The following is a 14,078-nucleotide window of genomic DNA, read 5'->3' on the forward strand; positions in this document are numbered from 1 at the left end:
GGTCAATGGCAGCCGTAACCCCTGGGCCGCACTGCGGCGGACCAGGGGTTTTCGGCATCCGAACACCCGTCCTTTAGGGCAGGTCTGTCCCGGTTCGGCGATGGGCGTGTAACAGCGGTTAAGGGGCGGATCGGGCGCGGGAAATTGCTGGTCATGACGCACAACGCCCCGCTCTCCCCCCGCCCCCGCCCGCTCCGCCCACTGGCCGGGGGACGGCGACGACTGATGACGGCCGCCCAGCTGCGGGCGCACGGGGTCTCCGCCGCGGAGACCAACGAGCAGTGCCGGCCCGGTGGTCCCTGGCAGCAGCTCCTCCCGAACGTCGTCCTGCTGCACGCCGGTCCGCCGACCAGCGAGGAGCGCCTGCACGCGGTGCTGCTCTACGCGGCACGGGAGCGCACCCCGGGCACGGTGCCCGGCGTGAGCGCCTCGGTGCCGGTACAGCCGGGCGGGGAGCATCCGCCGGTCCCCGCCTACGCGGAGGCGATGATCACGGGCCTGGCCGCGCTGACGCTGCACGGCTTCTCCGCCGCTCCCCCGCTGCCGTCGCTGGACGCCATCGACGTCCTGGTGCCGCGGCTGCGCAGGCTGCGTACGACGGGCTGCGCGCGCATCGTCCGCACCACGGCGCTGCCCACGCCCGTGGAACGGACCGGGGTCCCGGTGGCCCCGGTGGCGCGGGCCCTGGCGGACGCGGTGGCCCAGTCGGCCGACCCGGGCCTCGTCGGCAGGCTGCTGACGGAGGCGGTGCGCGGCGGGCACTGCGAGCCGGCCGCGGTGGTGCGGGAGCTGAACCGGGCCCGGCTGCTCAGCCGCCCGCACGTGGTGGACGCCGTGGACTCGCTGGTCGCCGAGGGACGGGCGCTGGCCGAGCAGCGGCTGTACCGGATGGTGCGCGAGCACGCCCTGCCGGAGCCGGTCTGGAACGTCGACCTGCGCCTGCCCGGCGGCCCCCACCTGGGCGGGGTGGACGCCTTCTGGCCCGACCAGGCGGTGGCGCTGGAGCTGGACACCCGGGCCCACCGGCAGCAGGAGGACGACGCCCGGTGGGCGGAGCACGCCCGCAAGCGCGAACACCTGGAGCGGCTGGGGATCACGGTCGTCCACCTCACCCCGCGCAAGCTGCGGGACGGCCTGGAGCACCAGGCGGCCGTCGTGCGCACGGCGCTGATGGCGGCCGGGGACCGGGAGCCCGCCGCGTACGTCGTGGTGCTGCCCCGTTAGCGGGAGGGAGGACCCGGGACCGGGATTGTCATGGCCCGCCCCTTGTGTCCGCGGTGGCGTATGGCGGAAGTACGCCATGGCTCCATCCCGTCCCGGACAACTCTCCCCAAACAGTGATCCCTTGAGTAAGGCTGAGCGGTCGTCCGGGATCGGATTCCGGACTTCTTCGGCCAGGGTCGATCGGCCTTGGTCGTTCCGCACGTTCCTTCACCTCCAAGGGATGCCGATGACCCACAGCCCCCAGGGTGCACCCGTACCGGGCGCGAGACGCGCGGCCCGCATCGCCGTCGCCACGGGCCTCGCCGCCGCGCTCGCCGCGGTCGGACCGATACCCGCGGCCCTCGCCGCCGACGGCCCGGCCGCGACCGCGCCTCCCGTCGACGCCTCCCCCAGGTCCGCGCACGACAAGCTGGGTTCCGACGACGCGGACCTGCTCGCCGAGGCGAAGGCCGGCGGCGAGAAGAACGTCACGATGATGGTCGCCACGACGCCGGGCCGCACCGAGCAGGTGGCGAAGGAGCTGGACGCGGTCGCCGGCGGCACCGTCGGCCGCACCTACGACGAGCTGGGCTACGTCCGCGCCACCGTCCCGACCGCCAAGGCGGACGCGGTCATCGCCGCCGCCGCGAAGCTCTCCTCCGTGGACGGCATCGACCTGCGCGCCGAGATCGAGCTGGACGACCCGACGCCCGGCGCGGACATGGCCGAGGGCGCCTCGCACAAGGGCCGCTCCTATCCGGCGCCGAACCGCTGGACCCCGGCCGAGAACCCGTACAACCCGTCCTTCGAGACGGGCGCCGTCGACTTCGTGAAGAAGAACCCGAAGTCGGACGGCCGCGGCGTCACCATCGGCATCCTCGACTCCGGCGTCGACCTCGGCCACCCGGCGCTGCAGCGGACCACCACCGGCGAACGCAAGATCGTCGACTGGGTCACCGCCACCGACCCGGTCGTCGACGGCGACCGCACCTGGCGCCCGATGACCACCTCGGTCTCCGGCCCCACCTTCACCTACGGCGGCAGGACCTGGACCGCGCCCGCGGGCTCGTACCGGGTCAGCACCTTCCTGGAGTCGTACACCACCGGCGGTGACGCGGCGGGCGACGCCAACCGGGACGGCGACACCACCGACTCCTGGGGCGTCCTGTACGACGCGAAGGCCGGCACGGTCCGCGTCGACCTGAACAACAACCACGACTTCTCCGACGACACCCCGATGAAGCCGTACAAGGACGGCTTCCAGGTCGGGTACTTCGGCACCGACGACCCGAAGACGGACGTGGCCGAGCGCCAGCCCTTCGTGGTCGAGATCCGCAAGGACGTCGTCGTCGACGCGGCCGGCGCCAAGGCGGACTTCGTCAACATCGGCGTCATCGAGTCCGAGCACGGCACGCACGTCGCCGGACTCGCCGCCGCCAACGGCCTGTTCGGCGGCCGGATGGACGGCGCCGCGCCCGGCGCGAAGATCGTCTCCTCCCGGGCGTGCACCTGGAGCGGCGGCTGCACCAACGTCGCGCTCACCGAGGGCATGATCGACCTCGTCGTCAACCGGGGCGTCGACATCGTCAACATGTCGATCGGCGGACTGCCCGCCCTCAACGACGGCGCCAACGCGCGCGCCCTGCTGTACACGCGGCTCATCGACACCTACGGCGTCCAGCTCGTCATCTCCGCGGGCAACTCCGGTCCCGGCGCCAACACCATCGGCGACCCCGGCCTCGCCGACAAGGTGATCTCGGTCGGCGCGTCCATCTCCCGCGAGACCTGGGCATCGAACTACGGCTCCGCGGTGAGGACCAAGTACCAGATGATGCCGTTCTCCTCGCGCGGCCCGCGTGAGGATGGCGGCTTCACGCCGACGCTGACCGCGCCCGGCGCGGCGGTCAACTCCATCCAGACCTGGATGCCCGGCGCCCCGGTCCCCGAGGCGGGCTACGACCTGCCCGCCGGCTACGGCATGCTCCAGGGCACCTCGATGGCGTCCCCGCAGGCCGCCGGCGCCTCCGCGCTGCTCCTGTCGGCGGCCAAGCAGGCCCGCATCGACCTCACCCCGGCGAAGCTGCGCACCGCGCTGACCTCCACCGCCGACCACATCAAGGGCGTGCAGGCGTACGAGGAGGGCGCGGGTCTGATCAACATCCCCGACGCCTGGAAGTCGATCCGGCGCGGGGCCACCGCGCACGAGTACACGGTGAAGGCACCGGTCGACACCGCGATCGACCAGTTCCTCCAGACCCCGGGCTACGGCACCGGCCTCTACGACCGCGAGGGCGGTCTGAAGGCCGGGCAGAAGAAGACGTACGAGATCACGCTGACCCGTACCTCCGGCGCCGACAAGGCGATCCGGCACGAGCTGCACTTCGAGAACAACGCGGGCCGCACCTTCCGGATCGTGGGCCGGGACGAGGTGCGGCTGCCGCTGAACGAGCCGGTGACCGTCAAGGTCGAGGCGCGGCCCGGCTCCGCCGGTCTCAAGAGCGCGATCCTCGAGGTCGACGACCCGCGCACCGAGGGCGTCGACCAGCAGGTCCTGACCACGGTCGTGGTCTCCGCCCCGCTGAAGTACGACTTCTCCGCGAAGGGCTCGGTGCAGCGCAACAGCACCATGTCGTACTTCGTGACCGTCCCCGAGGGCGCGAAGTCGCTGGAGGTGGCGATCGGCGGGCTCAAGGGCAAGAGCCAGACCCGGTTCATCTCCCTCCACCCGTACGGCGTCCCGTCCGACAACACCTCGACGCCGTACTGCTACAACAACTACCTCGACGGCAACGGCTGCCGCCCCGACGTGCGGGCGTACGCCGACCCGCAGCCCGGCGTCTGGGAGGTCGAGGTCGAGGCACGGCGCACCTCGCCGCTGCTGGACAACCCGTACGAGCTGGACGTCACCGTGCTCGGCGCGGTCTTCGACCCGGAGGTCGTCACCGTGCCCGAGGCGAAGGCCGGCACCCCGGCCGAGGCCTCCTGGACGGTGACCAACGAGTACGCCGCGCTGGAGGGCAAGCTGGTCGGCGGCCCGCTCGGCTCGTCCGAGACGTCCCGCCCGACGATCGAGCAGGGTGAGACGGCCACCTCCACGGTCGAGGTGCCCGAGGGCGCCGAGTCGCTGGACGTCGCCATCGGGGGCGTCTCCGACGCGGCCGCGGACCTGGACCTGACGGTCTACAAGGACGGCGTCCTCGTCGCCCAGTCCGCCGACGGCGACTCGGAGGAGTCGGTCTCCGTGCCGAAGCCGGCCGCCGGTACGTACACCGTCCGGGTCGCGGGCTACTCGGTGCCGTCGGGCAGCACGGAGTACGACTACCGGGACGTGTACTTCGCGAGCACCCTCGGTTCCGTCACCGTGGACGGCTCGGCCGCGGTGAAGCTCGGCACCGGCGCCTCGGCGACGGTCACCGGCAGCGTCACCGCCCTGGCCGCCGCCCCGGAGGGCCGTGAGTTCTTCGGCCGGGTCCAGCTGGTCAACGCCCACGGCACGGTCGCGGGCCTCGGCAGCGTGCGGATCGGGACGGTCGTGCCGTAGTCCGGTGCGGTACGGGCAGGGGCGGGCGCGTGCCGTGTCGGGCGCCCGCCCCTCTCGCCTGTTCCGGGGTGGGTCAGTCGCAGGTGAGGGTGCGGGATCCGGGGAGGGAGGCGGTGATCCGGGTGCGGGCGGTGTCGATGTTCCGGTCGCCGGTGATCACCGTGTCCGCGGTGGGCCGGCCCCGCGCGGCGCCGACCAGCGCCCGGTCGCCGGGGGCGAGGCGGGCGAGGCCGTCGTCCAGGACGAACGTCGTCGTCGGGCCGGTGCCGGCCCCGGGCGCGTAGGCGCGGGTCACCCGGAGCGTGATCCGGTGCCGTGCGGCGCCGATGCCCGGCACGGGTTCGGCGGCGGTCACCGTGCCCTCGGCGACCAGCCGGGCGCAGGCCAGGTAGCGGGGGGTGCCGAAGACGAGGGCCGCCTCCCGGCCCGCGGTCGGGCTCTCCGGCCGCACCGCGGGCCCTCGGCCGCGCTGCCGCTCGCCGCGTCCTCGGAGGCACCGCTGCCGCTCTGCACGACCAGCCAGCCCAGGCCCGTGACCACCACCCCCGCGCAGGCCGCCGCGAGGACACCGAGGGCGAGGCGGAAGGGACGACGGCGGCGCGGTACCGGGACCGGAGCCGGGCGCTCCGTCGGGGCGGCGTCGCCCAGGGCGTCGCCGAGCAGGTTCAGCTGCTCCCGCAGCAGCGCCACGTCGGCCGTCGCCGACCGGTACGCACCGCGGGCGTCGGCACCCGCGTCGGACGGCAGCGCCTCGCCCGTGATCGCGGCCATCAGCGCGTCGTACCCCTCCGGGTGCTGTCCGGCGGCCATCTCACACCACCTCGTCCTCGTGCAGACGGGCGCGCAGGGCCCGTACCGCCGTGTGCAGCCGGCTCTTGACCGTGCCCTCGGGGATGCCCAGCTCCTCCGCGATGCCGCGCACCGGCAGGTCGGCGTAGAAGCGCAGGACGAGGACCTGGCGCTGGGCGTCGGGCAGTTCGTCCAGGCCCTGCGCGACGGCCAGGGACAGGACGCTGGCGTCCTCGTCGCCGGGGTGCTCCGCCTGGCGCAACGCGGCCAGGCGTTCGCCGAGCCGGTCCTGGCGGCGCCTGGCCCGGTGCCAGTCCATGGCCAGATGGGAGGCGACGACCGCCGCCCAGGCCGACACGTCGCGCGGCGCCTCGCGGCCGCCGGCCGTCCGCTCCAGCAGCCGCAGGCGGACCTGCTGCACCCCGTCCGGCAGGTCCGCCTGCGGCACCCCGCCGAGCGCGAGCACCGCCCGCACCCGGCGTTCCTGTGCCGCGTCCAGGGGGTCGTCGCGTACGGCGTCCTCCTGGCCGCGGCGGGTCCTCCCGCGCAGCAAAGCCACCCCTCCCCCGGCCGGGTCTCCCCTACGACGCGCGAGGCGCCCGGAACGTTCGCCCCGCGGTCGTCCCGGTGCGCGAGGCGTACGTCACATCGTCGTGTGGGGTGGGAAGGGATGGGCAGGGGCGGAACAGCACAGCTTGCGGCGCGGGGGCCGGGCGACGGAATTCCTGCAGTTCGGCCGGGGTTCGTGCGCAAGGACCACACCCACTGTCCGCGGCGCCGCGTCCCAGTGTGCGGGCACACCGCGCAAAGGATTGGACAGGCGGGCCGGACTTCGCCCCATGATGGAAAAGTCTCGGCCGAGCAAAGCGCGCGTGAAGACACGCGCACAAACGGAGAAGGAGTCAGCGTGAGGGTCGGAATCGTCGGAGCCACCGGTCAGGTGGGCACGGTCATGCGCAGGATCCTCACGGAGCGCGACTTCCCCGTCACCGAGCTGCGCCTGTTCGCCTCTGCGCGCAGCGCCGGCAAGGAGCTGGACGGCGTGACGGTGGAGGACGCGGCCACCGCCGACTACTCCGGGCTGGACATCGTGCTGTTCTCGGCGGGCGGCGCCACCTCCAAGGCGCTGGCCGAGAAGGTCGCCGCGCAGGGCCCCGTCGTGATCGACAACTCCTCCGCCTGGCGCCGCGACCCCGAGGTCCCGCTGGTGGTGTCCGAGGTGAACCCGCACGCGATCACCGACCGCCCCAAGGGCATCATCGCCAACCCGAACTGCACCACGATGGCCGCCATGCCGGTCCTGCGTCCGCTGCACGCGGAGGCGGGCCTGGAGGCCGTCGTCGTCGCCACCTACCAGGCGGTGTCCGGCTCCGGCCTGGCCGGTGTGGACGAGCTGTTCGAGCAGGTCCAGAAGGTCGGCGCGGACGCCCCCAAGCTCACCCACGACGGCTCGGCGGTCGAGTTCCCGAAGCCGGACAAGTACGTGGCGCCCATCGCGTACAACGTGCTGCCGCTGGCCGGCTCCCTCGTCGACGACGGTCTGCACGAGACGGACGAGGAGCAGAAGCTGCGCCACGAGTCCCGCAAGATCCTGGAGATCCCGGAGCTGAAGGTCTCCGGCACCTGTGTGCGCGTGCCCGTCTTCAGCGGCCACTCCCTCCAGATCAACGCCCGTTTCGCCCGCCCGGTCAGCGTGGAGCGCGCCAAGGAGCTGCTCGCCGGCGCCCCCGGCGTCGCGCTCACCGAGGTGCCGACGCCGCTGGAGGCGGCCGGTCAGGACCCGTCGTACGTGGGCCGCATCCGCCGGGACGAGACCGTGGACAACGGCCTCGCCCTGTTCGTCTCCAACGACAACCTGCGCAAGGGCGCGGCCCTGAACGCGGTGCAGATCGCGGAGCTGGTGGCGGCGGAGCTGTCCGCCGCCAAGTAGTCCACCGCTTTCCACCGCTTTCCAGGGGCGGTCACCCGGTACGGGGTGGCCGCCCCTCGCCGTGTCCCGCCCGCTCGATGCGGAGTATGACAATCCGCCCCACCGGTCGTGCCGATCGTGTGAAGATCACGCCATGACGCAGATGACGAAGGGCGGCAACCTGCCCGTTCCCGCGGCCGCCCTCCAGGTGGCGGTGACCTGGCGGCAGGGCGTCCACGTACCGGACGTGGACGTTTCGGCCCTGCTGCTCGACGCGACGGGCCGGGTCCGTTCGGACGCCGACCTCGTCTTCTACAACCAGCCGGCCCATCCGTCGGGCGCCGTGCGCCACCTGGGCAAGGGCCAGGGGGGCGACGGCACGGGCGCCGACTGGCTGTGGCTGGACCTCGCGGCCGTCGAGCCCGGCACGGACCGGGTCGTGGTGGCCGCGTCCGCCGACGGGGGAACGTTCGGGCAGGTGCCCTCCCTGGACGTCCGGGTCGCGCTGCCGGACGGGCAGCAGGTCGCGTCCTTCACGATCGGGGACGCCTCGACGGAGACCGCCTTCGTCTTCGGCGAGTTCTACCGCCGCGACGGCGGCTGGAAGTTCCGCGCGGTGGGGCAGGGGTACGCCTCGGGTCTGGCCGGGCTCGCCACGGACTTCGGCATCTCGGTCGCCGAGGACCCGCAGCCGGTGCCCGCGGCCCCGGCCCCTCCGCCCCCTCCTCCCCCGCCGCTCGCCCCGGTGGCCCCGCCCGCCGACCGCCTGGCGTCGGAACTGGCGCTCTCCTTCCCGCCGTTCACGCACCACGCCACGGGCAAGGAGCGCGTCACCTGCCCGCCGAACCTGCCGCCCGGCGCCCGCGTGGTCGTCGAGATCGAGTGCAGGGACAGCATCTCGGTGAACATCGACTCCTGCGACGCGTACGGCCGCGCCGACCAGGACCTGCTGTCCACGTACGAGGACGAGGTGCACGCCCGTACGTTCGCCACCGTCCCCCGGGACCGCCCGCTGTCCCTGGTGGTGCGCGCCGACACGCCCTGGACGCTGCGGGTGCTGCCGCTCGCCCAGGCCCGGCGCCTGGTGCACAGCCTCAACGGGAGGGGTCCGGACCTGCTGGTGTACGAGGGTCCCCCGGGCGTGCTGTCCTTCGTCCACCAGGGCCAGAGCAACTTCGTCGTCTGGCACTACTTCGCCTCGGAGGACCCCGAGTGGCAGGAGGACGAGGAGGACCTCCTCGTCAACGAGGTCGGCCGCCTCGACGTCCTGGCCCCCGTCCGGGCGCCCGGCCTCCTGCGCATCGAGGCCGACGGCCCCTGGCGGCTCGGGGTGGGCGGCTGAGCCGGGCGGGGCTCAGCCGCGGCGCACCTCGTACAGGAAGCAGCCGTACTCGACGGCCCGGACGTGGACGAACGCCACGGCCGGGTCGTCGAGCGCTTCCCGGAGGGCGGGCGCGAAGCCGTCGCCGGAACCGACCAGGCGTCCGCCCAGGATGCGTCCCTCGGCGGAGTAGCGGCGGACGGTGCGGTGCGCGTTGGTGAACGCGAGGCCGTCGCCGTCCGGTCCCGCGCACGCCTCGGCGTGGATGAAGACGGGGCCCTGCTCGTCGTAGGCGCCCGGGTCGGCGCCCGTCTCCGCCGCCCAGCGGCGCAGCGGGGCGTAGGAGACGAGGGCGATGCGCTCCCCCGCACGGCTGCGGCGCAGGCAGCAGCGCAGGGGTGCGCCGCCCTTGTCGTCGGTCACGGGCGCGGGGACGCGGCCCGCGTCGTCGGCGGCGCGCAGTTCCTCGAGGGTGGCCGCGGGGATGGGTCGTGCCGTGTGGGTGTTCATGCGTCCAGACTCACGCGCGCGGGGTCCGCGCACCGGCGGTAAACGGACATCGCGTTCGGTGCGGGCCACGTGGAAGGATGGCGCAACCCACACATAACGAGGAGATGACCGCGTGCCTGGCACAAACCTGACTCGCGAAGAGGCGCGGCAGCGGGCGACACTGCTGAGCGTTGACTCGTACGAGATCGATCTCGACCTCAGCGGCGCGCAGGAGGGCGGCACCTACCGGTCCGTGACCACGGTGCGCTTCGACGTCGCCGAGGGCGGCGGCGAGTCCTTCATCGACCTGGTCGCGCCGACGGTCCACGAGGTGACGCTGAACGGCGACGCCCTCGACGCGGCCGAGGTGTTCCAGGACTCCCGCATCGCCCTGCCGGGGCTGCTGCCGGGGCGCAACATCCTGCGCGTGGCCGCCGACTGCGCGTACACCAACACCGGTGAGGGCCTGCACCGGTTCGTCGACCCGGTGGACGACCAGGCCTACCTGTACACGCAGTTCGAGGTGCCGGACGCGCGCCGCGTCTTCGCGAGCTTCGAGCAGCCGGACCTGAAGGCGACGTTCCAGTTCACCGTGAAGGCCCCGGAGGGCTGGACGGTCATCTCCAACTCGCCGACGCCCGAGCCGAAGGACAACGTCTGGGAGTTCGAGCCGACCCCGCGCATCTCGTCGTACATCACGGCGCTGATCGTCGGCCCGTACCACGCGGTGCACAGCGTGTACGAGAAGGACGGCCAGTCCGTGCCGCTCGGCATCTACTGCCGTCCCTCGCTGGCCGAGCACCTCGACGCGGACGCGATCTTCGAGGTCACCCGGCAGGGCTTCGACTGGTTCCAGGAGAAGTTCGACTACCCGTACCCGTTCAAGAAGTACGACCAGCTCTTCGTGCCGGAGTTCAACGCGGGCGCGATGGAGAACGCGGGCGCGGTGACCATCCGCGACCAGTACGTGTTCCGCTCCAAGGTGACGGACGCCGCGTACGAGGTGCGGGCGGCGACGATCCTGCACGAGCTGGCGCACATGTGGTTCGGCGACCTGGTCACCATGGAGTGGTGGAACGACCTGTGGCTGAACGAGTCGTTCGCCACCTACGCCGAGGCCGCCTGCCAGGCCGCCGCGCCGGGCTCGAAGTGGCCGCACTCGTGGACGACGTTCGCCAACCAGATGAAGACCTGGGCGTACCGGCAGGACCAGCTGCCCTCCACGCACCCGATCATGGCGGACATCAGCGACCTGGACGACGTGCTCGTCAACTTCGACGGCATCACGTACGCCAAGGGCGCGAGCGTCCTCAAGCAGCTCGTCGCGTACGTCGGTGAAGAGGCCTTCTTCAAGGGCGTGCAGGCGTACTTCAAGCGGCACGCGTTCGGCAACACGCGCCTGTCCGACCTGCTGGGCGCGCTGGAGGAGACCTCCGGCCGCGACCTGAAGACGTGGTCGAAGGCGTGGCTGGAGACGGCCGGCATCAACGTGCTGCGCCCGGAGATCGAGACCGACGCCGACGGTGTCATCACCTCCTTCGCCGTCCGCCAGGCGGCCCCGGCGCTCCCGACGGGTGCCAAGGGCGAGCCCACCCTGCGCCCCCACCGCATCGCGATCGGCGCCTACGACCTCGACGGCGCCGGCAAGCTGGTGCGCGGCGACCGGGTGGAGCTGGACGTGGACGGCGAGCTGACGGCCGTGCCGCAGCTGGTCGGCAAGCCCCGCCCGGCGGTGCTGCTCCTGAACGACGACGACCTCTCGTACGCGAAGGTCCGCCTGGACGAGCAGTCGCTCGCCGTGGTCACCGAGCACCTGGGCGACTTCACGGAGTCCCTCCCCCGCGCCCTGTGCTGGGCGTCGGCGTGGGACATGACCCGGGACGCGGAGCTGGCGACCCGCGACTACCTCTCCCTGGTCCTGTCGGGCATCGGCAAGGAGTCCGACATCGGTGTCGTGCAGTCGCTGCACCGCCAGGTGAAGCTGGCCGTCGACCAGTACGCCGCCCCGACCGCCCGCGAGGCGCTGCTGACCCGCTGGACCGAGGCGACGCTGGCCCATCTGCGGGCCGCGGAGGCGGGCAGCGACCACCAGCTGGCGTGGGCGCGGGCGTTCGCGGCGACGGCCAGGACGCCGGAGCAGCTGGACCTGCTCGACGCGCTGCTGGACGGCACGCAGACGATCGAGGGCCTGGCCGTCGACACCGAGCTGCGCTGGGCGTTCGTGCAGCGCCTCGCGGCCGTGGGCCGGTTCGGCGGGTCGGAGATCGCGGCCGAGTACGAACGGGACAAGACCGCCGCGGGTGAGCGCCACGCGGCCACCGCGCGGGCGGCCCGTCCGACCGAGGCGGCCAAGGCGGAGGCCTGGGAGTCGGTCGTGGAGTCCGACAAGCTGCCGAACGCCGTGCAGGAGGCGGTCATCGCCGGCTTCGTCCAGACCGACCAGCGCGAGCTGCTGGCGGCGTACACGGAGCGGTACTTCGAGGCGCTGAAGGACGTCTGGGGGTCCCGTTCGCACGAGATGGCCCAGCAGATCGCGGTCGGCCTGTACCCGGCGGTGCAGGTCTCCCAGGAGACCCTGGACCGCACGGACGCGTGGCTGGCCTCCGCCGAGCCGAGCTCGGCCCTGCGCCGGCTGGTCTCGGAGTCCCGCTCGGGCATCGAGCGCGCACTGAGGGCCCAGGCCGCGGACGCGGCGGCGGCCGAGTAGTCACCGCACGCCCGAGGGGGCGCCCGGTCGCGTGTCGCGCCGGGCGCCCTTCTCCGTCCCCGCGGGCCGGGCGGTGGCCGCTTCGGCCGGGGTGCGGCGCGGGACCACCGGTGCGGGGGTCGCGGTGACGGTCCGCGTGCGCGGCGCCCGCTGCCCCACGAGCGTGGCGCCGAGCGCCAGCGCCATGCCCGCCAGTTGCACCGGTCCGAGCGTCTCGTCGAGCGCCGCCCAGCCGATCACGGCCGCGGTCAGCGGCGAGAGCGGGCCCAGGAAGGTGACCTGGGTGGCGGAGAGCCGGCCGATGCCGCGGAACCAGAGCCAGTACGCCAGCGCCGTGTTGGCCAGCGCCAGGTAGAGGTAGCCGCCGAGCGCGGGGCCGTCCAGGGCGGGCGGGGCGCCCTCGGCCAGAAGGGCGAGCGGCGCGATCAGCAGGCCCCCGGCGGTGAGCTGCCAGCCGGTGAGAGCGAGCGGACCGACACCGTCGGGGCGGCCCCAGCGTTGGGTGAGCACGGTGCCGGTGGACATGGACACGGTGGCGGCGACGGCCGCGAGCACCCCGAGTGCGTCCAGTCCCCCGGCCGCCTCCAGCACCACCAGGCTGACGCCGGACGCGGCGACGACGCCGGTGAGCACGGACCGCGCGGTGGGCCGCCGGCCGAGCAGCGGCGCCGAGAGTCCGACGACGAGCAGCGGGCCGAGCGAGCCGACGACGGCGGCCATGCCGCCGGGCATCCGGTAGGCGGAGAGGAACAGCAGCGGGAAGAAGGCCCCGATGTTCAGCGCGCCGAGCACCGCCGACCTCCACCACCAGGCGCCGCGCGGCAGTACCCGGGCGAGGGCCAGCAGCAGCAGACCGGCGGGCAGGGCGCGCAGCAGCCCGGTGAACAGGGGCCGGTCGGCCGGCAGGAACTCGGTGGTCACGGCGTAGGTGGTGCCCCAGGAGACGGGGGCGAGGGCCGTGAGGGCGATGAGGGCGGGGCGGGTGACGGCCATGAGGACGCCCTTCGACTCGGACCAGGGAGACGCGAACCCGGGAAGCTCGGACATAAGTAGCTTACTACTGAGCTAGTTGCCGTCAAGCTACTTTCTTGCGGGCGAACGGAACGGACCCGATACTCGTGCCATGACTGAACGCCCCCAGCAGCGGTCCGAGCCGCGCGAGGACCCCGTCGACGTGATCATCGACCAGTGGGCGGCGGTACGGCCCGACCTGGACACGGCCGCCATGGAGGTGTTCGGCCGGGTCTTCCGGCTGTCGCGCGCGATGGGCGACCGGATGGAGAAGGCGTACACGCGCTTCGGCATCTCGCGCGGGGAGTTCGACGCCCTGGCCACCCTGCGCCGCTCGGGCGAGCCCTACACGCTCTCGCCGCGGCAGCTCTCGGCCACGCTGATGCTCACCACCGGCGGGATGACCGGCCGGCTGGACAAACTGGAACGGGCGGGGCTGCTGCGCCGCTCCCCCGACCCGCACGACCGCCGGGCCCTGCAGGTCACGCTCACCGACCGGGGTCTCGAACTCATCGACGAGGCGGTCGGCGCGGGCCTCGACGTCCAGACCCAGGCCCTGGCCGCCCTCGACCCGGAGCGGGCCGGCCAGCTGGCGGGACTGCTGCGGGACCTCCTCGCCGGCACCGAGAAGTAGGCGAGGAGGTCGTCCCGCGGCGGTCCGGACGGCGAAGGGCGCCGGTTCCCCCGCTCACCGCTCACCGCTGACGCGGGTGTGCGCGGGGGAACCGGCGCCCTTGGGACTGCCGGGTCGGACCGTCAGGCCTTGGCGTCGGCCTTGGACCGGGTCCTGATGTTGCGGGAGGTCACCCGGTGCTCCTCCTTGGAGCGGTCGAGGACCAGGACCAGGCCCGCGATGACCACGAACAGCGCGATCGGGATCAGGACGTAGAGGCCGACCGTCTCGATCACGCTCAGGCCGGTGCCGGGGTCGTCGCCGTCGTCGCGGGTCAGCGCGAGCGCGGGGGACGACATGAGCAGCATCATCAGCGTCGTACCGGCTGCCAGGGCGCCGGCGCGCAGGGCGTTCTTCTTGTCCACGGTGCAAAGTTAGCGAACGGTCCCGGCGCCCGCGCGCCCGGGGTGCCCGTACGGGGCCCGCGGGCTCCCC

General features: G+C 73.3%; 12 protein-coding genes. 6 read left to right on the forward strand and 6 right to left on the reverse strand.

Going from position 1 to position 14,078, the window contains the following annotated elements; translation table 11 throughout:
* Positions 1 to 153: 153 nt before the first annotated feature.
* Both BJ961_RS30045 and BJ961_RS30050 read left to right on the forward strand, forming a co-directional pair.
* The gene (locus BJ961_RS30045) at positions 154 to 1,224 is read left to right on the forward strand and encodes a hypothetical protein (protein WP_271415922.1); all 1,071 of its coding nucleotides are present in this window, start codon (positions 154 to 156) and stop codon (positions 1,222 to 1,224) included.
* A gap of 226 nt (positions 1,225 to 1,450) precedes the next feature.
* Positions 1,451 to 4,744, forward strand: coding sequence for a S8 family serine peptidase (locus BJ961_RS30050; RefSeq protein ID WP_271415923.1), 3,294 nt, complete (start codon positions 1,451 to 1,453; stop codon positions 4,742 to 4,744).
* A 73-nt stretch (positions 4,745 to 4,817) separates the two neighbouring features.
* Here the strand turns inward: BJ961_RS30050 and BJ961_RS30055 are convergent, their stop codons facing one another.
* The 3 genes from BJ961_RS30055 to BJ961_RS30065 are packed head-to-tail and all read right to left on the reverse strand — an operon-like array spanning position 4,818 to position 6,086.
* Complete coding sequence (locus BJ961_RS30055; RefSeq protein ID WP_271415924.1) at positions 4,818 to 5,099, reverse strand: hypothetical protein; 282 nt, start codon at positions 5,097 to 5,099, stop codon at positions 4,818 to 4,820.
* Positions 5,096 to 5,554 (reverse strand): hypothetical protein, encoded by a 459-nt coding sequence (locus tag BJ961_RS30060; protein WP_271415925.1) that lies wholly within the window; start codon positions 5,552 to 5,554, stop codon positions 5,096 to 5,098. The genes BJ961_RS30055 and BJ961_RS30060 overlap by 4 nt, the downstream gene beginning before the upstream one ends.
* Position 5,555: 1 nt before the next feature.
* Positions 5,556 to 6,086, reverse strand: a complete 531-nt coding sequence (locus BJ961_RS30065) for a sigma-70 family RNA polymerase sigma factor (protein ID WP_271417208.1) — start codon at positions 6,084 to 6,086, stop codon at positions 5,556 to 5,558.
* Between the two features lie 354 nt (positions 6,087 to 6,440).
* Between BJ961_RS30065 and BJ961_RS30070 the strand changes: the two genes are divergently transcribed.
* Together BJ961_RS30070 and BJ961_RS30075 are read left to right on the forward strand one after the other, a co-directional pair.
* The gene (locus tag BJ961_RS30070; RefSeq protein ID WP_271415926.1) at positions 6,441 to 7,463 is read left to right on the forward strand and encodes an aspartate-semialdehyde dehydrogenase; all 1,023 of its coding nucleotides are present in this window, start codon (positions 6,441 to 6,443) and stop codon (positions 7,461 to 7,463) included.
* Positions 7,464 to 7,596: 133 nt separating this feature from the next.
* Positions 7,597 to 8,784, forward strand: a complete 1,188-nt coding sequence (locus BJ961_RS30075) for a TerD family protein (protein ID WP_271415927.1) — start codon at positions 7,597 to 7,599, stop codon at positions 8,782 to 8,784.
* Between the two features lie 12 nt (positions 8,785 to 8,796).
* Here the strand turns inward: BJ961_RS30075 and BJ961_RS30080 are convergent, their stop codons facing one another.
* Positions 8,797 to 9,273: a DUF1203 domain-containing protein gene (locus BJ961_RS30080; RefSeq protein ID WP_271415928.1), complete on the reverse strand. Its 477-nt coding sequence runs from the start codon at positions 9,271 to 9,273 to the stop codon at positions 8,797 to 8,799.
* A gap of 112 nt (positions 9,274 to 9,385) precedes the next feature.
* On the opposite strand from BJ961_RS30080, the gene pepN reads away from it, so the two are divergent.
* Positions 9,386 to 11,959, forward strand: coding sequence for an aminopeptidase N (gene pepN, locus BJ961_RS30085; protein ID WP_271415929.1), 2,574 nt, complete (start codon positions 9,386 to 9,388; stop codon positions 11,957 to 11,959).
* Here pepN and BJ961_RS30090 read toward each other — a convergent pair whose 3' ends face one another.
* Entirely contained in the window at positions 11,960 to 12,952 is a 993-nt protein-coding gene (locus BJ961_RS30090) for an EamA family transporter (protein ID WP_271417209.1), read from the reverse strand.
* Between the two features lie 130 nt (positions 12,953 to 13,082).
* Here BJ961_RS30090 and BJ961_RS30095 point away from each other — a divergent pair, with 130 nt between their 5' ends.
* A complete protein-coding gene (locus BJ961_RS30095) occupies positions 13,083 to 13,604 on the forward strand; it encodes a MarR family winged helix-turn-helix transcriptional regulator (protein ID WP_271415930.1) in 522 nt (173 codons plus the stop codon).
* Positions 13,605 to 13,726: 122 nt separating this feature from the next.
* On the opposite strand, the gene BJ961_RS30100 is transcribed toward BJ961_RS30095, so the two are convergent.
* Positions 13,727 to 14,008, reverse strand: a complete 282-nt coding sequence (locus BJ961_RS30100; protein WP_271415931.1) for a hypothetical protein — start codon at positions 14,006 to 14,008, stop codon at positions 13,727 to 13,729.
* Between the last annotated feature and the right edge of the window lie 70 nt (positions 14,009 to 14,078).

This window comes from Streptomyces lienomycini (genome assembly GCF_027947595.1).
Classification (GTDB): Bacteria; Actinomycetota; Actinomycetes; order Streptomycetales; family Streptomycetaceae; genus Streptomyces; species Streptomyces lienomycini.

Coding starts and splice junctions, on each gene's coding strand:
- BJ961_RS30060 (WP_271415925.1), bottom strand. CDS start 5,554: ATGGCCGCCGGACAGCACCCGGAGGGGTACGACGCGCTGATGGCCGCG.
- BJ961_RS30045 (WP_271415922.1), top strand. CDS start 154: ATGACGCACAACGCCCCGCTCTCCCCCCGCCCCCGCCCGCTCCGCCCA.
- BJ961_RS30050 (WP_271415923.1), top strand. CDS start 1,451: ATGACCCACAGCCCCCAGGGTGCACCCGTACCGGGCGCGAGACGCGCG.
- BJ961_RS30075 (WP_271415927.1), top strand. CDS start 7,597: ATGACGCAGATGACGAAGGGCGGCAACCTGCCCGTTCCCGCGGCCGCC.
- BJ961_RS30090 (WP_271417209.1), bottom strand. CDS start 12,952: ATGGCCGTCACCCGCCCCGCCCTCATCGCCCTCACGGCCCTCGCCCCC.
- BJ961_RS30080 (WP_271415928.1), bottom strand. CDS start 9,273: ATGAACACCCACACGGCACGACCCATCCCCGCGGCCACCCTCGAGGAA.
- BJ961_RS30095 (WP_271415930.1), top strand. CDS start 13,083: ATGACTGAACGCCCCCAGCAGCGGTCCGAGCCGCGCGAGGACCCCGTC.